We start from the raw sequence: 23,025 nt of genomic DNA, 5'->3' as shown, positions 1-23,025 counted from the left end.
TAATGACTCACAAGAGGCAACGATTACCATTGACATCATCCCACAAAATGATGCGCCAACCGGGCAAGACTTTGCATTTGATGTGGATGAAGATTTGAGTCCTGCTGAACTCGCCTTCACGGAGTGGAACGCTATTTTTAACGATATTGACGGTGATAGCTTAGGCGGAATTACCATCACTCAGTTGGCTAGTTTAGGTGATCTGAAACTGAACAACATCACTATTACCTCCGTTCCTCAGCAGATAAGTGCGGCAGCGTTAAGTAATGGTGATTTCACTTTCACTTTCAATAACGATGAAAATGGTAGCCCTTACACCACCTTTACATTTACGGTCAATGATGGGATTGCTAACAGTGTGGAATATACGGCGACATTAAATATTCTAGCCGTCGATGATGCTCCAGTGATAACGGTCAATGTACCCGGTCAAGCTTTTGTAGAAAACGACAACGCTATGGTGGTTGACAGTAACCTCACTATTATTGATGTCGATGCATCCAATATGCAAAGTGCCACCGTCACGATACAAGGCGCAAGCAGCGCTGAGCAGTTAGCCATTCCATCATCTTCTCTACCAAATAATCTCACGCAAAACTATGATCAAGCCACGAACAGGCTTAACGTATCAGGTCAAGGTACGAGCGATGATTATCAAAGCGCGCTACGCGCACTCACTTACCAGCACACTGGCAGTGCGCTGGGCGTTAATAGTCGCGATATCACCTTCACTGTTACTGACAATACTGGACTCAATAGCACGACTAAAACAGTGAACCTGACTCTATTGGGCTTTTATGAGAACATTGCCGCCTTTGCAAATACCAATGACCCAAATCATGCCATATTTCAAACACCTATTCACGAGCACTATACTGGGGTTGGATTGCAGAAAAATACGAATGGCTATTTCGTCGACGGCAGCAATGACACAAGTAAGGTCAATACATTTTTACAAAATGAGTGGAATAACCTCAGTATTAATAATATCGCCACCCTCTCAGCGGCATTAAATGCACAACCTGATAACGATAAAGATGGTCAACCCGCCTACTTTGATGATGATGATACGCTATTCCATGTCAATAGCTCTTTTGTGCTACTACCTGATATAGACCAAACGCTACCAGTAGTAAGTTATGATTACCTTTTCTCCGCTAAGGTTCAGATCGTAGGCCAAGCGATGCGGGAAATCTTCTTCACCCTTGATCACAGTGGATCTAATTACGAATCACATATCTGGCCGAAAATGATTGCCGATGCAATAGAAGCTGAATTTAGCGGTGAAGGCGTTAATGCTTTCGATAGCAACAATGGGGCATCGTCACCAACCGTCTCTTCCACCTATCGAAATGTTATTTCCGGCGTACAGTGGATTGAACTCAGTGATATTGAGCAGTGGCAAGCCATTAATGCTTATCGTGTGGATAGCAACAATACGGTCACGGCTCCGGATGAAGCCGATTACAACATGATCAGTACGACTCAAATCGAAAGTAATCAATTGGATGAGCTTAATAATTTATTAAGAAACAACAATCCATTGGATTACGCCACTACCGTCGAGTTAATTAAAAGTTATGACATCATCTACGAGTATGCGTTAGCCACTAGCTCGCCTATTACCGCCACAAAACCCACGAAAAGTGACTACGGTAATATCGGCATCAACCAAAATTTGGATAATACCAACGCGTTTAACGACTGGCTAAACACAGCTCAACTTGTTAATACAGTCAACATTAACGCCATGATTGAAATCATCAACTTCAGTAACGGTATCCGCATTGGTGGGGTGACACCAGTACTATCCCAATACGCCGAAGCTGGCATTACTGGTACATCGTCCATTGCTCCGGCTCAGCTAACTGACATTGAGAAAGAGCTAGAAAGTTCATCACAAGAAACTTTGGCTGAAGTGCAAGCTATTTTCAACAAATACAACAGCTGGCAAGCATTAATCGATTACGCCAAGGGCGGCGGCTCGACGCCACAACCTTCAACCTATAGCGCTGTCGGTCTTACTAACTTAACGAGTAATGAAATCAGTCAGCTAAATAATTGGTTACGCGAAAAAACATTGGATACCGAGCAAAAAATCACTAGTGCTGTTAACATTGTGACGTATTTCTCAGGTAATGGTGCAAGTCCCCCTTCTGCATCAGATTATCAAAACATTGATATCAGCCAAGATGTCAGCTTAGTGCTCAGTGCGGTTAACGTTCTCACCATTACTACGTCAAATACGATTGCAGATCTCCAGACCCTCATTAATGACATTGATTTCGATAATGATGGCGTCACATTTGCCAGCGATTCAGACGATACCAACCCCTGGACAGACTATGACAGCGATGGCCTTAACGATAAAATGGAAACCGTTTTAACGGGATTTGACCCATTATTTGATAACACTAATACCATTTTAAATGATGGTAATGGCAACGGCATTGCTGATATTTGGGAACAGATGACCGATGTGTCTTCTTCTAATAGCAATAACCGAAATAAAGCAATTGGGTACTTCATTAACGGAGAACTAGCAAACAAAGCCAGTTCAGGTCCACGCACTATCAGCAATATTTCCACCAATCCAGTTTATAGTGAAAATTGGAGTTCAATTGCAGGTAATGCAACTTACGAGTTAGTCGCGTACCTCAACTTTAGTAACGAGGCAGGCACTCAGTATCTTGAAGACGGGATTTTTATTCAATCGGGAAATATGTCTCTACGCTTTGCATCTGAGGGGAAAAAGCAGTTTGCGATCCGCAGCGATGGAGCCGATGACCGTAATGAAACCACACAAACAGGTAGCGCTCACTTCTTTACTGCTACCGACAACCAATCGACTTTGTTCCCTAGTCGTCAATATTTCCACTTGGCATTGACATTCGATAGCGCTTCACAAACCTTTACCTTGTATATCAACGGTAGTGAAGTTGGCAGTGTACAAGACAGTAGCTTCACAGCCCTCAGTTCGGCTAACACCAAAATAGGTGTACATGTACAAGCAATGGTTAGTGGCATATTAACAAATTACATGGCTAATAATGTTATTAGCAGAAATATGGTTACTCATATTCAACATCACGACGCTATTTGGTCACCACAAACCATTCAATCACGAGCGGATAGCATTTTAATAGCCATTGAGGATATCAATCAAAATGGCATATGGGACACCTTTGATCTCGACGCGGACAGTGATGGTCTATTAGTTACAATCGATGATAATGATAACAATAGCTTCTCTGACAAAGATTCAGACGGGTTAAACGATCAATTTGAAACCGCTCTTAGTCTTGATTCTATTACCAATGACGATAGCAACCTGCTCACTGATGATAATGGCAGTCGTGTGGCGGTGCTTTGGGACCAAGTCAAAGTGAGCCCGAATGCCATGGCATCATGGATAAATCAAACGTGGTCGGCCGAGTCTTCAAACTTAAACCCTCGTGTTACCTTGACCCAACCTATCGCTGGGTATGATAACTATGTCTATCCAAATAGAGCGAAAACAGTTGATCTTTCCGTATTGCCAAGCGATCAAGCCAGTTACGAATTTATTGTTAAAATAACGAATGATAATTTCGCGGATCTTGTTTTGCTTGGTCACCATGACGCCACAGACACAATTAATGCGACCTCGTTGACGTTTGAAAACAGTAACTCAAACACATTAGGAGTGATACTCAACAATACAGGAGCGGTCAATCTTACTAACGTGATTGACGATGCTTCACCTTATGGCGATTTCGTGCATCTTGTTTATGTTTACGAGCAAAATGCGGACACTTATACGGTTTATGTCAATGGTCAACAGGCAACCACTGCGCAATCAACTCAACTCAGCGCCATTCGCAGTCCATCGACGCCAATAGGACTCTTTGCTAAGGATGCATCAGGTGACAGCAACATCACCCAACTTGATAGCATGGATGGCATTTATGCGTTCGCGGCTTATCCAACCGCACTCACTGAAAGTGATATCCAGACGCTTGCTAATACGGTAACCACAGTCACGCTCGATAGCGACAATGATGGTGTCTGGGACAGTTTTGACCTCAATAAACATATCCCAACGACAGCGGACATAACACTCAACACTCAAGAAGATAACAACTTAGTATTCACTGAAAATGATTTCGCTTTTTCAGATCAAGATAACGCTGATATAAGAACCTCTGTCACTATTGTGAGTCTACCAGATGCCAATCGTGGGCAATTATTCTTAGGCTCAAGTGCTGTCACAACAAATACAGTAATAAATGTGGCAAACATTGCCAATGGTGAGCTCATTTATCAGCTTGTGGCAGACAGTAATAATCAAGGGGAATTTGAGTTTAGTGTCAGTGATGGTCAAAATAATTCTATAACTGCTCGAATGACCATCACCATCACTCCAGAAAATGATGCGCCTGTGATCTCCGCCACCACGCCAACGCTAAACATTGATGAAGACACATCCTACATATATCAACCTCAAATCACCGATGTGGACAATACCGAGGCACAGTTAACCGTTACGTTAACAGGGCCGACTTGGCTAAACTGGGATGCTACTAATCAACAAGTTATTGGTACGCCAACCAATGCAGATGTCGGCGATCACACTATAAATTTAAACGTCACTGATGGTGATAAGAGTGATGATATACAATGGCTTTTAACCGTCGATAATACTAATGATGCGCCAACAGGCCAGAATGAAAGCATTACCATTAATGAAGACACCTCACCATTTACGTTTGCTGCGTCAGACTTCACGTTTAACGATGTCGACACTGGCGACTCACTTGAAAGCATTATTGTTACAAGCCTACCTAGTAAAGGTGAGCTTAAGTCCAACGGCTCATCGATAACAAGCCTTCCTTCTTCTTTTACGCTAGCTCAATTAAATAATGGTGAGTTGACATTCGTATTTGACGTGGATGAATTTGGCGCTAACTATTCTACTTTTGAATTTAAACTAAATGATGGTGAAGATGACAGTGCGGCATCCTACAAATTCACGGTTAATATTGATAATGTTGAGGACGATCTAAGCATCGACATTGTTCAAGTCAGCCCTATATTGGAAGATGATAACTCGGTTACAACGCCTTATACTTTTGCTACTTTCTCTATAGATGACAAAGGCGAAAATGACGCAAGAAACATTAGACTAACCAATAATAGTAATAGTCATTTCGTCCTTAGCGGTGACTCTCTTCAGTTGACACAAACGGGTATTAATACGATCAATAGTCAACAAACGTTGGATACCTTAACGCTCAGTGTCGATGATAGCGGTAGCGGTAAAACAATTGATAAAAACTGGGCTGTCAACATTACCAATGTCAATGATGGCCCTACAGCAAGTCCTAGAACCGTTGCCCTTAAAGAGGACGCTTCTCATGTGTTTAGTATTGGCAACTTTAGTTTTTCGGATGAGGAAAGCCCTAATTTAAGCGCTATTAAGATCACTCAACTTCCGGCTAATGGTGACTTAATACTCAACAATACAAAAATAACTCAGCTAGACCAAGAGGTGCTTTATAACGAGATTACTAATGGGCAATTGAGTTATCAACCTGTAGCAGACAGCTTCAGCTCTCAGGTATTTTCTTATCAAGTATCAGATGGTCAACAATGGTCAACAGATACGACCCTAACGTTAGACATTCAACCAGTCAACGATGAACCAGTGGCACTGGCCAGTGCCATAACCGTTGATGAAGACGTTCCTTTCACGATAAGTTATGCGAATTTTCAATTTAATGATATTGAGGGTGATGCGCTGACCAAGGTTACTATTACTCAACTACCCAATCAGGGACAACTCCAATTAGATGGCAACGCCATATCAGCGGGTGATGAAATTGCCGTTAGCGACATTAATGCCAATAAACTCACTTATCAAACCGCACTCAATGATGTAAATACCACTTCGTTGAATTTTAAAGTCTTTGACGGTACTGATTTCTCCCAAAATATTGAGACGATGACAATAACCGTCACTAATATTAACGATACTCCTGTTGCCGTTAATCATACCATTAATGTGACTGAAGACATCGAATATGCGTTTTCAACCGCTGTTATTGACCTTATGTTCACCGATGATGACAACAGTGACACTATGGAAAGTCTCATTATTGAAAGCATCCCTAATAATGGTGTAATAAAAGTCAATAATGGCAGTGGTGAAATATCAATCGATAATGCCCAGCTTCCTAAATCGATTTTACGTGGTGATATTAGCCAATTACGTTACTTAAACAACCTCAACAATACGACTCAAACCAGTTTTACTTTTAGCGTGAATGATGGAACCACCACTTCAGCAAATTCAAGTACACTCACCATCAACATTGGCCCTCAAGATGATGCACCTATTGCTGTTGACGGTCATATTGATGTTATTGAAGACACCACAAACTCTTCGTTCAGTTATCTCATCGTGCTAAGCAGCAATACCCCTACCGCAACCAGTGGGCAAATTCTCTATAGGGATCCGGACTACGATGATGACGTTAATGCGACTAGCTTATTCAACTTTACTGAAATATCATTAGAAACCTTACCCGCTCATGGCGAACTGAGCATTAATGGGGCATCTCAGCCACTGTCTATCAATGACACTGTATCAGAAAGTGATATCACGAACTTGATTTATACTCCTGGTAATAACCGAGAAGACAATACCCAGTTCACCTACAAACTAAAAAGTACCGACAAATTCTCACAAAATATCGCAACGATGGTGATAAACATTCAAGCGGTTAACGACTCACCGGATGCGCTCGCGAGTTCAATTCAAGTGGACGAAGATACCCTTTCGCCATTCACTCAGAGCCATTTTGGTTACACCGATCTTGAGAATAACGCCATGGCCAGCGTAGCACTCTATCAACCCGCCAGCGGCAATATCTATGTTGATACGAGTGGCAATTTCAATGGCACTGAAACGATCGTTAGCAGTTACCCCGTCACGATTGTAACCAATGACATTAACCAATATGCCTATAAAACAGATCAAAACCAAGATACTAATGACAGCATGTTGTTCACTGTCAATGATGGTAATAGTGACTCTTCTCAGGCGACGATGACAATTAACGTTAACCCTATCAATGACACTCCGACCATTGATGCGAATTTATCTATAACCATAAATGAGGACACACTCTATACCTTCCAAGCGAGCGATATTACTTATAGTGATCCTGAAAACGACGGGCTAGATAAAATTAAAATAACGGCATTACCTCGTGGCGAGCTGCGTTATAATAATTCGTTAGTGCAAGTCGGTAACGAAATAGACTTTACAGATATTGGTAATTTAACCTATCAAAGTAACTTGAATGATGATCAAGATACGACATTTGAATTCGAAATCATGGATGATGACTCGAGCAGTTACTCCGATGCAGCAACCATGACCATTGATGTTCAACCAGTCAATGACGCGCCGACGATCACTTTAACGCCAATCGTTGGAGGGGTCACCGAAAATAAGGTTAGCCGCCAAACGAACCTTCTGAGTTATCAAATTATCGATCCTGAAAACGATACGTTAACCGTTACTATCATCAACGACCCTAATAATTGGTTTACACTAGATTTAGTTAACCTCAGCGTGAACCCGACGTTGGCTGCAATTGCTGCCATTAATGATGACAATCAAAATCTTACTCAGCTCACTGTTGAATTAGAAGTCAATGACGGCAATCTTAGCACGAATCAGACAGCGACTATTGGCATTACGCGAACCGCTGATATGGACAACTGGTATAGTGTGATTACCTTTGCACCAATTCCTCCCGTCAACACCGTGTCGACAGTCAATTTGGCGCCTGCTAACTCTTCAGAAATCTATGGGCCTCCTCCAGCTAGTGCTGAGTATGATGTAAATTACCGCTATGTATCTAATTTACAACCAAATTCTTCTTACTTAAATCTATCTTTAACTCCAGATGGAACAAGCTCTATCACGGTCTTTGCTGAACAAGTCAGTCGATCTAACCCTGCTATCTATCGTACGTTAGAAAGTGACTTCGCTTTCTCAAGCGATCCGGTCAATCTGGTTCGTGTACTGACCCCATTATTGGACTTTGATAATCCATTAATGACCACGGACACTGTAGATTTATTGAATAAAGACAGTATCTTAACAGATATTGGTAACATAGAAGCTAATGAGCCAGTCGATATTACCTATCAATGGCAACAGCATGATGGTACGAGCTGGCAAGATTTCGGTCCAGAACTGAGTAATTACCAATCACTATCGGGACTTCAAGTTGGCAATAAATACCGTCTCCAAATCCAAGCACAAAATCAAAATACTGTTGCCACGAGTGAAAAATCCTCAGATGAATCGATCAGTGTCACTAATGCAACAACGAATTATGATATTAGCTTTGACAGCTTGGCGATTCCTCAACAAGGCATTGTCCAAAATATTCGTTCCCACTTGCGTGCATCAACTGGTCCAGCGCAATTTAGTGCACGTAACGTCATCTGGCAGCGCGTAAATCTTGATAATAGCCTTACACCATTAACCGCTAACTCTGATGGCAGCTATCTACCAACGCAATTGGATGTGGGTCTAGTATTACGTGTTACCGTCGAGTACCTAAATGGTAATACGCGCTTAATCTCAAGAACTATTATCACCTCACCTGTCGAAGCTCAAGCTAACTCTCAAGAGCTTACGACACTAGCTAACGATTTGAGTCTCTCTATCGCTCCAACATTATTGTCTACAGGTCAAGACGTTGCATTGCTAGACAGCGATATCGTTAAGATCACTGCGCAAAACGCGACCATTCAAACTGAATATCAATGGCAACACAGCGCAGATGGACAGACTTGGACACCGATTAACAGCAATGCCACTGAAGTGCGTTTTGTCACTACAACTAGTGAAGATAATCACTATTTGCGCTTACAAATAACCATGAACCTGATTAGTGACAATACCATCAGATTAAACCCACTTTATACCAATAAAACTGAAAAAATTCAGTCACATACAGGTTCGAAACTCGAAACTCTAGTTTTGGACTTTGATAGCATAAATAATACGCTGGTTCTTTCAGAACGCTCCATGATGTGGCTAGACAACTATCAAAAAGATATTTCAGCCACAAGTGCGCCAAGTTACCAATGGTATCGAATTCCAATGGAAGGTAGTTTTGCTAATAATGCCGAAGCGATCAATGGCGCAACCAATAGCAACTATTCATTAAATGCAAGCTCGGATTCTAACTTTGAGCATATGCTGGTTGTGACGGTAAATAACAACACAAGTCTTTATTCAACTCGAACTAGTGCATGGTTAAACAATAGTGATCCTACCGATACAACGGTGCGTGAACGTTATTACGATGTTGTCACCATCAATAATGGCACCACGCCACTGCAAGATGGACAAATAGTCACGGCTCTGCTATCTGGCAGCTCGCTAATCAAAGATACCATGCCACCAGGGCTCTCTTATCAGTGGCAAAGCCGACTAACGGGGTCGACTGGCACCTGGAGCGACATCGGGCAGGATAGCGCCTCTTATACGCTATCGAGCAGCGAGAGCGGGCAGGATATCCGTGTCTTAGCCGCACGCTCTGATGCAAGTGGTGCAGTATTACCTCAGCTGGTTTCTGCCGAGCGCAACGTCGCATCAACACCAAACCCATTACTGCCGTGGCAGATCAGCCTGACACAAGCCGCTGAATACGTTGTCGGTCAACCGATTTCAGCCACTCATCGCAGCACCACTGACAATGTCACCTACCAGTGGCATCAACTCTCAACGGCAGCAGATTGGACTACCGCAACGCTGATTAGCAATGCTGACGAAGCGGATTATATTCTGCGCACTGATGATATCGGCGGCTTTATCGGTGTTGTGGCGACTATTTCAGATAACAACGGTAATACTCTAAGCGCAAGACAGACTACACCATCGCCAATTAAAGCCAATAACTTTGGTTCTAACGACAGCTATTATCTTGCAGCAACGCTGTCCCCGAGCCCGATATATCAAGACAGCACCTTGTCATACGATCTGTCACTGTATAAAAACAGCCAGTTGGTTGATGACCCTCAGGGCAACGTGACATCTCAGTGGTATCTAATTGATGCACCTGAGCACACAAATAGCCCATCTTTGTGGCAACCACTCAGCAGCACAACTTTAACTAGTGCGGCGGATGGTAAATATGTCTTACTAAAACTTGAATATAATGAAGCGAACTTGACTACACCACTAGAGCTGGTGATCGTCAGTGATGACGCGGTACAAAGCCAGACGACGCCGAATGACTTCGAGACTTGGTACAGTGTCATTGAAATGACGCCGAGCAACCCAATCGATAAGAATTCTCGACCTTCACTTATTGCAGCTAATTCAAATGAAAATGTAGCTGAGAGTGACAATAGCTATAGCGTTGATTATCACTTCAGCCCAAGTGAAGCGCCTTCGAAACAATATAATGATTTAATCTCTTTGCTTGGCGATTACCCAGCAACAGACAGTTTGATAGTGTCAGCCACCCAATACAGAGGTAACGTCAGCAGAGAATTGAGCCCTCGCTCATTCACTTTCTCTTCCGATTTCGTCTACGATATTAGGCACATAATTCCGGTGCTGGATTATAATATTCCGCTGAATATAAGCGATAACATTACGTTACTGAACCAAGTGCAAGTCGAATCGCAAGTGAGTACGCTTGATGCATCAATCAGTGTTAATTATCAGTGGCAATCCAATGATGGTAATGGGTGGGTCGATGTGGGAGCCGCGTCTGCTGCTTATACCAACTTTACTTCCCCACTCACTGCAGGTGTTCAGTACCGTCTGAAACTCATCGCAACGGATGGAAATATAAGCAGCGAAAGCGTCTCAGATGTCACCACTGAGGTACAAAACAACAGCATTAGTTACAGTATTGAGTTTGATTCACTCGCTCAGCCTCAAGAAGGTATCGCCCAATCCGTTGGTGCTCGTTTACTTTCATCAGCACCACCGGCACTATTTACCGATCGTCAGGTAATATGGCAACGTGTAAACGCTGACAACAGCTTAACCATGTTAGCGACAACCGCAAACTATATTCCGACCGACAAAGATGTAAATAATGTATTACGTATTACAATTGAATATCATGATGCGAACGGTTTATTAATCAAACGCAGTGTTGATACCCAAACCGTATCCGCAAAAACAAGTTCAGCAGTATTAGATACATTAGCCAATTCGCTCACTCTGACCATCAGCCCGATCACATTAGCCACTCATTCGAAAGTGTCTCTGTTATCAACAACGGTTGCAGCGATTGATAACGGCATTGCTGCTAATGCGAACCTTGGGGTGAACTACCAATGGCAACGCAGTCAAGATGGATCGACATGGAGCGATAACGTCACAGCTGATAAAACAAGCCATATCACAACGAATACAGATAATGATCATTATTTACGTTTACAAATCACGTTAAACGATGGCTCTGCGGTACTTAATCCACGTTTCAGTAACCAGACAAATAAAGTCAAAACTAATACCGCTACCGCACTAGAAACCTTGGTACTTGATTATGACCCGAACTCAACAAGTTATCACTTATCAGAACGCTCAGCATTATGGCTCGATAAATACCTTTTAAGTAACAGCTTAACGATTCAAGACTATCAATGGTATCGTATGCCTGCCGGTGGTGATTTAATAAACAACGGCGAAGCCATTAATGCAGCAACTAGCGATAACTACGCCCTCGATCCGTCCAGTGATGTCGATTTTGAACATCAATTAGTCATATCTCTAAGTAATAATGTGGATGTGTATTCAGAGCGCACGGCTAAGTGGCAAAATAATAGTTTAGATCCAACTGAAACTAACCAGAGTGAACGTTATTACGATGTTGTCACCATCAATAATGGCACCACGCCACTGCAAGATGGACAAATAGTCACGGCTCTGCTATCTGGCAGCTCGCTAATCAAAGATACCATGCCACCAGGGCTCTCTTATCAGTGGCAAAGCCGACTAACGGGGTCGACTGGCACCTGGAGCAACATTGGGCAGGATAGCGCCTCTTATACGCTATCGAACAGCGAGAGCGGGCAGGATATCCGTGTCTTAGCCGCACGCTCTGATGCAAGTGGTGCAGTATTACCTCAGCTGGTTTCTACCGAGCGCAACGTCGCATCAACACCAAACCCATTACTGCCGTGGCAGATCAGCCTGACACAAGCCGCTGAATACATTGTCGGTCAACCGATTTCAGCCACTCATCGCAGCACCACTGACAATGTCACCTACCAGTGGCATCAACTCTCAACGGCAGCAGATTGGACTACCGCAACGCTGATTAGCAATGCTGACGAAGCGGATTATATTCTGCGCACTGATGATATCGGCGGCTTTATCGGTGTTGTGGCGACTATTTCAGATAACAACGGTAATACTCTAAGCGCAAGACAGACCACACCATCGCCAATTAAAGCCAATAACTTTGGTTCTAACGACAGCTATTATCTTGCAGCAACGCTGTCCCCGAGCCCGATATATCAAGACAGCACCTTGTCATACGATCTGTCACTGTATAAAAACAGCCAGTTGGTTGATGACCCTCAGGGCAACGTGACATCTCAGTGGTATCTAATTGATGCACCTGAGCACACAAATAGCCCATCTTTGTGGCAACCACTCAGCAGCACAACTTTAACTAGTGCGGCGGATGGTAAATATGTCTTACTAAAACTTGAATATAATGAAGCGAACTTGACTACACCACTAGAGCTGGTGATCGTCAGTGATGACGCGGTACAAAGCCAGACGACGCCGAATGACTTCGAGACTTGGTACAGTGTCATTGAAATGACGCCGAGCAACCCAATCGATAAGAATTCTCGACCTTCACTTATTGCAGCTAATTCAAATGAAAATGTAGCTGAGAGTGACAATAGCTATAGCGTTGATTATCACTTCAGCCCAAGTGAAGCGCCTTCGAAACAATATAATGATTTAATCTCTTTGCTTGGCGATTACCCAGCAACAGACAGTTTGATAGTGTCAGCCACCCAATACAGAGGTAACGTCAGCAGAGAATTGAGCCCTCGCTCATTCACTTTCTCTTCCGATTTCGTCTACGATATTAGGCACATAATTCCGGTGCTGGATTATAATATTCCGCTGAATATAAGCGATAACATTACGTTACTGAACCAAGTGCAAGTCGAATCGCAAGTGAGTACGCTTGATGCATCAATCAGTGTTAATTATCAGTGGCAATCCAATGATGGTAATGGGTGGGTCGATGTGGGAGCCGCGTCTGCTGCTTATACCAACTTTACTTCCCCACTCACTGCAGGTGTTCAGTACCGTCTGAAACTCATCGCAACGGATGGAAATATAAGCAGCGAAAGCGTCTCAGATGTCACCACTGAGGTACAAAACAACAGCATTAGTTACAGTATTGAGTTTGATTCACTCGCTCAGCCTCAAGAAGGTATAAGACAAACGCTGCGCGATAAATTAACGAGCAATACTCCACCGGCTCAGTTTACAGATCGTAATATTCGTTGGCAGCGCATCAACAACAATAACACGTTGACAGATCTTTCTGATAAAGAAAGCTTTATTCCAAGCATTGATGAGGTGGGTAACGCATTAAAAATCACCGTAGCTTACTATGGAGCAGGTAATTTACTTGCTCAACGTAGTATTCAAACCCAACCAGTGGCTGCAAAATCAGGCTCATCAACGCTTGATGACTTAGCTAATCGTCTGACATTATCCATTTCTCCAACGACATTAGCTCGTCAGGCATCGGTATCATTAAATGCAAATGATATTACCGCCATCATGAATGACACGAGCATAACAGCGAATTATCAATGGCAGCGTCGTAATGATATCAGCAACTGGAGCGCTATCACTACCAACGGAAATACGTTTAATTACACCACCGTGCAAAATGACGATAATCATTATTTACGCCTGCAATTAATACTTAGTACGACAGATAACAACGGCAATATCGTGCAATTGGCACCGCTTTACTCTAATCATACTCAACTTATCATTCCTAATGATAATGAGCCATTAGAAACATTAACACTGGATTTTGATAGCAACGCCAATACCTATACGCTCACAGATAGAGCGACTATGTGGCTTAATAAATACCAAGCTGACAATAACCTTACCTTAGATAATTACCAATGGTATCGTTTACCAATAGGTGGTGACATTGCCAATAATGGCGAGGCTATCAGTGGTGCAAATAGCTATAATTATCAGTTGGATAGCTCAAGCGATGTGAATTTTGAACATCAATTAGTGGTGACACTCGATAATGGTATTAGTGTCTATTCATCTCGTACGAAAGAGTGGAGCAATAATGGCATTGATCCAAATAAAACCAATGTAATGGACCGTTATTTCGATATTATCAGCATCACTGGCAACGCAACACCGACCTATATTGGCCAGTCATTAACTGCGGTATTCTCTGGTAGTTCTTTACAAAAAGATATAATGCCACCGAACGTAAAATATGAATGGCAAACTAGCCTAACCGGTGCAGATGGCAGTTGGGTTCCAGTAATAGGTAATGATTCTGCAAGCATTATTGCAATGAATACGGGCTATATTCGAGTAAAAGGTATTTGCTTGGATGATAATGGCGTCGCACACAAACCCGACCGATATTCAGACGCTCTAGAAGTTCAATCTGGTAGTAACCCGTTATTGCCTTGGCAAATTAATATCACACAATCAAGCGAATACATCGTAGGACAAGTTATTACAGCCTCTCATCGCACTTTAACAACTGAAAATGTGGAATATGAATGGTTTAGACTCGATAGCCCGACGGCTTGGAGTATGGCTTCTTCTAGTGGTGTGAAATCTGCCGATCACACTATCAGCGATGATGATGTTGGTTACTATATCGGTATCAAAGCGACGATAAGTGACTCGATAAACCAAGATGTCGTCGCCTTTGATGTCACTTCAAATCCGGTTCAAAAAACCAACAGTGGGAGTAACGATAGCTATACGTTAACAGCCAATTTAACTTCTACGCCACTCTATCAAGACAGTGCCCTATCTTATATATGGCAACTAGAAAAAAATGGCGATATTGTGGCTAATCCGTCAGGTACACTTAGTACCAGTTGGTATCTGATCGACGACCCGAGTCATCAATCTTCAGCGACGCTATGGCAACCAATCACTGGTAACAACTTAGCGAATGGTAGTGCTGGAAAATACTTACTGTTGTCAATCAGCTATGAAGATTCAAATGTACTTAAAAAACCTCTAACATTATCGGTCGTCAGTCAAGAAGCCATTAAAAATAGCACTCAACCTTCAGACTTTATTCTTTGGTATAGTGCGATTAAAATGGCCCCTCAAGATCCGATTGATTCAACATCAGTCCCGTATTTGATGGCAAAATCAAATAGCAACGAGACTCAAGCACCTGACCAAGGTAATACTTACACGGTGGAATACCGTTATAGTTCAAATACTCAGCCTAGCAATAGCCTCACTAGCTTGAGTGATTTATTCGACCTCTACCCTGATACAAAGTCTGTAACCGTATCGGTAAAACAAATATCACAAACCGATTCCACCATCTGGCGGACTTTTACAGAGAGCTTCTCATCAACTCAAAACCCTGCGTTCCTAGTTCGAGAGATCCAACCTGTAATACAGTTTGATGACCCATTAAATATGTCAGATACAATTGGTTTGAGTAATCCATCGGATGTATTCAATGAGGTTCAGGCATTACGAGACAACTATCCCGTTACGGTTAAATATCAATGGCAATATTTTGATCAATCGTCTTCCAATCAGTGGCAACCTGTCGGTCCTGAGCTTGACGATTACAATGATTTAATGTCGTTGACCAGTGGCTATCAATATCGTCTGTGTTTATTATCAGAAAATCTCGATACCAATACCAGCGCTAAAGTTGGCTCCAATGTGACATCTGTAGTACAAACGAACAGCCTCAATTTCGACATCGAGTTTGATAATTTGGCAGAGCCACAAGTGGGTATCAAACAAAGAATAGATACTCGTTTAATTTCATCTATGCCTCCAGCGTTATTTACCGAACGTAAAGTGTATTGGGATCGAATTGGTATCAATGGCTTAACGGATTTGGCCAATACTGATAGTTACACACCTCAACCCAACGATGAAGGCTATTCACTACGCATTACTGTCGAATATCATGATGATGCAGGGCTTATTGTAAAAAGTAGCATCGATACTAAGCCTGTGAGTGCGGCTTCAGGCTCTGATACTTTAGACGACTTAGCCAATACACTAACCCTCAACATCAGCCCTGTAACATTAAGCACTCAAGCAGAAGTGGCATTAAATATCACTGATATTGCTGCTATCGACCGTGCTATTGCAGCCAATAATATGACGGCAGAATATCAATGGCAGTACAGCCTTGATACTAATATTTGGAGCAATATCGTCGATGCAAATAGTGCTCGATATACAACAGACAACACAGATGAAAACCGCTATCTTCGTTTGCAATTGACATTAACTGATGGCAATTCTCAACTCAATCCGCTTGTGTCTAATCAAACCGAACAAGTGAAAAACAATACTACAGCCTCTCTAGAGACTTTAACACTCGCCTTTGATACAACAAACTTATCCTATGATCTGTCTGAGCGTGCAACGCTATGGCTCACTAAATATCAAGATGACAACGCGATTAGTATTCAAGGATATCAGTGGTATCGTATTCCCGCCGGTGGTGATTTAGCTAACAACGGGGAACCCATTAATGCTGCAACCAACGTTAACTACACCCTCGATCCTACTAGTGATGAGAATTTTGAACATCAACTGGTTGTGACACTTGATAACAGTGTGGTTATTTATTCTGAACGAACAGAGGCATGGAAAAATAATGGCGAAGATCCATCCGAAATCAATCAGGTCAATCGTTTCTTTGACAGCGTTAAGATAGTCGGCGGTAACACGCCTCTCAATAGTACCAATACGATTACTGCCGAACTGTATGGTAGTAGTTTACAAAAAGATCAACGACCTACAAACCTTAGCTACACTTGGCAAAGTCGTCTTACAGGTACGCAAGGAGATTGGAGTAATATTGGCTTGAATAATCCAAGCTATACACTAGCAAATAGTGATCAAGGCATGGATATTCGTGTACTGGTCGATAGCCAAGATAACAATGGTAATCCACTGCCACAGCTGATCGCACCAGCACGCAGCGTTGACAGCAGTAACAACCCACTCACACCATGGCAAGTCAATTTGACTCAAACAAGTGAATATATTGTTGGGCAGCCAATTACGGCTAGTCACCGAGATGTCGTTTTGGATGAGAATGTCACCTACCAGTGGCATAGAATGAGTACTGCTGATACAAGTAATGCTGTAGCGATTTCTAATGCTACGAAGGCAGATTATATTCTCTCCGAAGACGATATTGGTTACTTTATCGCTGTCACCGCCACAGTCTCCGATGCTACTGGGGCTCAAATTAGTGCACAAATGAGTATCACAAGTCCAGTCAAAGCAAGCAACAGTAACAGTTCTGATAGTTATTACCTATCAGCAACACTGTCTCCATCGATGCTATATCAAGATAGTCACTTAGAATATGACATGCAGTTATATAAAAACGGAGAGATTGTCGGCGCACCTTCTGGCGACATCACTGCTGAGTGGTATTTGGTTTCTTCATTGAGTGACAAAGATATATCGTCAAATTGGCAAGCCATGCCGAACACTATTTTAACCGACAACGCTGTTGGGAAATATGTTTTATTGTCAATAAATTACAACGAAGACAGCTTAACTAACCCACTATCTTTAGTTGTGCTAAGTAACACCGTTGTAAGCAGCGAGACAACGCCAACGACCTTCTCTGAGTGGTTCAGTACTATTGATATGTCTCCACGAGATCCAGTAGATACCACATCAACCGCCTTCCTTTCAGCTAAGGATGATCAAGAAACGTTGGCTCCAAATCTTGGTAACAGTTACACAGTAGATTACACATTCTACTCAGATAAAGCCCCAAGTGACGCAAGAAACAATTTATCTGATTTGTTAATTTCATATCCAAATACCAACTCAGTTAAGGTTAAGGCAAAACAGATCTCCCAAACAAACTCTGATGATACTCGAACATTTGAAGCAAGCTTTAACTACAACCCAGAGCCGGCTTTGTTTATTCGTAATATTATTCCTCATCTTTCGTTTGACCAACCTTTAACGCCAAACGATACCATTTCGCTCAGCAACCAAGCAGTAGTCGTTAACGATGTTGAAGCACTCATGCAAAACTACCCAGTTTCAGTTACGTATCAGTGGCAATTTAATGATGATAGTGGTTGGAAAAACTTAGGGAGTGAGAGTCAAAGTTACCAAGACCTTACTTCTGGGCTTACTGTAGGACATCATTACCGTCTGAGCATAAAGGCCACCAATAACGATAATAATCAGATACATGAGAGTCTTTCTGCGAGCACGCCTAAAGTACAAAATAGCATCATTAATTATGATATTTCTATCGCAGATATTGCTCAACCTCAAGTAGGTCTGGCTATCAGCTTAAAATCAAGTTTGCTCTCATCTGAACCGCCAGCAATGTTTACAGAACGTCAAATTATTTGGCAAAGAGTAGCACTTAATGGCACTGTCACTAACCTTATACAAGGTGACCGCTATATACCATCTTCTAATGACCTTGGTTCGATGCTCCGTATTGCAGTGATGTATTACGATAACGATACGCTGATTATCCAACGTACTATTGATACAGATATCGTCATCATTGCACCGCAATCAAATACATTGATTGACTTGTCTAATAAATTATCGCTCACTTTATCTGAGACAACCCTTTCAACCGGTATGCTTGTTTCGTTAACAGAAAGTGATCTGGCACAGCTTAATGCTCAAAGTTTGATAACAGCAAATTATCAGTGGCAGTCTAGTGTCGATGGTGAGTCTTGGGCTGATATTGACATGGCTAACATGGCCACCTATCAAGTTAGCACTGAAGATGTCGGCAAAAAACTTCGCTTGCAACTTATATTAAGCGAAGGCGTAGACGACCTCAGTCCTAATTATTCTGACTCGTCGAATGCCATTATCAATAATCCAAATACACTACCAACCGAAACATTAGCTATTCACTTCACTCCTGAAGATAACAGCTATGAGATCAGCAATACATCGAAACAATGGTTAGAGAATTATCTAGCACAGACATTCAGTAACGTAAGTGCTTATCAATGGTATCGTATTCCTGTTAATGGTTCATGGCAGAGCAATGGTATCGCTATTAATAGCGCTGTAGCCTCTCGCTATACGCTCAATGAAGATGACACAGACTTTACTCATCAATTACAAATTACGCTAGATAATGGCGCTCGCTTATTTAGTAGTATTACCGCTGTATGGTCTGGTAACAGTGACCAACAAGCAACCGACGAGCATGCCAATACCATGGATAGAGCGCGTTACTTTGATACTGTTTTAATCCAAGGAGGCGCAAGTACAGCAACAACAGATCAAACACTTAATACACAATTGGTCGGTAGTAAACTCTCATTCGATTTGTTACCTCCGGTAATCAATTATCAATGGCAACACAGTAGCGATGGTATTTCATGGGCAAATATCAGTGGGGAAATCAATGCGTACTACACCGTTCAAACTGCTGACCAATACTTACGTGTTATCGTTAATCGACAAGATGATTTTGGTGAATTAACACCAGATCTTTTCTCGAATGTCATTCAAATAGATGCCACTCAATCACCATGGGCGATCTCAATTCTGCCTTATGCTGTCCAGCCTATAATTGCAACTCAACTTAAGGTTGCACATCGTTCTGTTGATAATTCTGAAAAGGTATCTTATCAGTGGTATCGCTTGCCTAAGCTGGGTAAATGGGCGCTAGCACAACCTATTAATGGTGCGAACCAAGCCCAATATCACATCACAGCTGATGATCTTAATTACTACGTAGGCGTTGAAGCGACACTAAACAGTGATACTCAAACTCGTGTCGCGCGACAAGTATTATCCGATTTCGTATCACCACAAGACAATCAACTGGATAAACTTAAAGTGCATATCGAAATGCCAAACCCTATTTACCTAGATACGCCTCTAACGGCAGACATTACTTTTTCTCAAGATGGTGAGCTATTGTCATCGAGTGATTATGTGGTTAGCAAAACATGGTACGTGTTAGATGATCCTAATGACATACACAATTCAAATCGCTGGATTTCTACAGACAGCGGTGTAAGTGATAAATATGTGTTATTACATCTCGTCTACCAAGATGGTGATAGCTTAGTCAGTCAATATGCATTGAGTGAGGCAGCAGTCCAATCCGATACGAATAAAGCGTCAATGGAATCTTGGTATAGTAAACTCGTACTGGCCCCTAATAAGCCTGTAGTTCGAAGTTCTCGAACCGCACTTATTAGCTCATCACCACTCGAAAATAACGGACAAGAGTCAGGGCTATTTACACTTGAACTTCAATATCTTGACGCAAGTGATCCTAATAGAGTCTATTCATCACTCCAAGATTTAGTAACAAATGTAGCCTCACTTGGTTGGGTTCAGGTGAAAGCAGTGCAAACCAGCGTGATAGATGCTTCGATATATAGAGTGCTCTACAGTGACCGATACTATATGAGCCAGTTATTGACAGGAGAGCCTTTACCGCCTGTGGTTAACAAAAATAATGCCCCTATTGCGCTTGATGACAGTGTGAAAGTTGAACCATCAACAACAATTACACTTTCGCCACTAGACAATGATTACGACACTGATGAAGGCGATCAAATTACTCTTGTTAGTGCTAAGAGTAAATTTGGTAACATCGCGATAGTGGATAATAAAATACAATATACTTTACCAACTAATTTACCTGCCTCGTGGTATATCGAGTACGTAATTGCTGATCAGCATGGTTCAAGCAATAAAGGACTCATAAAGTTAGAATCAGATAGCCTTCAAACAGACAAGCCAGAGTTTGAAGAGCTCCCTAGTCTCGATTTAAAAGCAACCGGATTATTTAATCGTATAGAGATATTCTCTCCAAAAGCAACTGACATTAACGGTGTTCCGATCCCAGTTTCATTATATGATGGCACACTATTGCTTCGTTCTGGCTCTCATGTGATTTATTGGCAGGCTGTTGATGCAGCAAGGAACACAACTCAAATCGTTAGTCAGCAAGTTAATATTACCCCTTACGCCGAATTTATCCCGATGTCTACTACCTATGAAGGCACAACTGCTCAGATTAGAATTAAACTCAGTGGCTCAGCGCCAAGCTATCCGGTTACGATACCCGTTATAGTTAGCACCGAAAGTACGAGTGATAATAACGATCATTCTGTATCACTCTTAAATACCAATGACGTCGTTATCACATCGGGGACAGAAGGTATTCTTGAAATTGATATTTATGAAGACAACCTTAACGAAGGTGAAGAAACGTTGCACCTTAGTTTCGCAAGTAATGTTCATACCGGACCATTATCAGAAGCAGTCCTTACTATATCTGAAGATAAGCAGCCAATAACGCTAAATGCTAATTTTTATAACGCAGATAATAATATTGTATCTATAGCCACTCCGGCTTCACTATCTGACTTAAATATCATCATTAACAGCAATGTACCATTAGATGATGATAATAGCGTGATCATCGATTGGTACTATAGTGGGCCAAATATCTCAGAAGAAAGTGCGGGACAGACGAGCAATTATGAACCTCTCATCTTGCCAGAGCTTAAAGAGACAGGTCGTTACGACTTTACATTTACCGCATACCCGTTAGGCTTAGAACAACAACCTATCGTCGGCAAAACATCGCTACGGATAGTCGAAGAAGTCGAGCTAAGCCTAGACATGGATACAGATAACGATGGTCTAACTGATGCCGAAGAAGGATTTGCCGATTTCGATAACGACATGATACCGAATTATCTCGATCCTATTGATGATTGTGAACTACAAAGCAATGCTGTTAATACCAGTTTAAGTTTGATCTTTGAGTCAACACCAGGTGATTGCCTCATACTAGGCCAACTATCTAATAAAATTGACGCAAGCTCACCTTATATTAATGCAAGCACACTGTCTGGTATTATTCCTGATGACTCAACTAACCCTAATTATTCATCCGAAAATGTGTTCAACTTTACGGTTCGTAATCAAAACTCACAAAGCAGTATTGTAGTTATTCCGCTGTTAGAACCTTTGTCGTCAGGCAGCATTTTACGTAAATACACGGACCAAGAAGGCTGGTTTGACTTTGACGAAAGCGAAGATGGCAGTAATCTTAAGTACGCAAGAGGGGAACTTGGCAATTGTCCTCCTCCTCATTCTTCTCTTTATCAAGAAGAGATTGTAGTCGGTGGTTATTGTATTGAAATGACTATCAAAGATGGTGGGCGACACGATGGAGATAATAACCATGATGATAATATTGACGACCCAAGTTACGTTTACAGTTCTATTCCTAGCTTAAATATCGATCCTTTTGATTATGTTATTACTTATAATCCTGACAATATTCCTCTAAATTTCTCTGTAGATATTGATCTTTGTGACTATATCGCTGTGACTGATTGTGAATCACTTCAAGTCGTTAGCATCACATCTAAGTATGTAACGACTAACATTACTGCTAACAGTGGCACTCGTATTGATTTACAAATTCCGAGTTGGTATCGCTCTGCACAGGCATTAACGTTTACCGTCCAATTAGATGGTGCGGTTGGTACAGTTGATATGAATATTAATTATTCAGCAGAAATATCAGCAACACAGCCTGAATCTAGTGGTGCATCAGGTGGTAGTATAACAATATACTCAATATTACTATTAATGCTGTTGTGCATTCGATTAATTTCACCTCGAATTCGAATTCGAATTCGAATTCGTTTCTCGAGGTGATATTCACTTACAATGGATGAATAAGAATA

General features: G+C 41.9%; 1 protein-coding gene. It reads left to right on the top strand.

Annotated features, from left to right (window positions below; translation table 11 throughout):
- Positions 1-94 precede the first annotated feature (94 nt).
- Positions 95-22,996, top strand: a complete 22,902-nt coding sequence (locus F8B77_RS15740) for a cadherin-like domain-containing protein (RefSeq protein WP_425277994.1) — start codon at positions 95-97, stop codon at positions 22,994-22,996.
- Positions 22,997-23,025: the final 29 nt, after the last annotated feature.

Source organism: Aliivibrio finisterrensis, from assembly GCF_008933155.1.
GTDB classification, from domain to species: Bacteria; Pseudomonadota; Gammaproteobacteria; order Enterobacterales; family Vibrionaceae; genus Aliivibrio; species Aliivibrio finisterrensis.
This window is presented reverse-complemented; position numbering and strand designations above follow the sequence as displayed.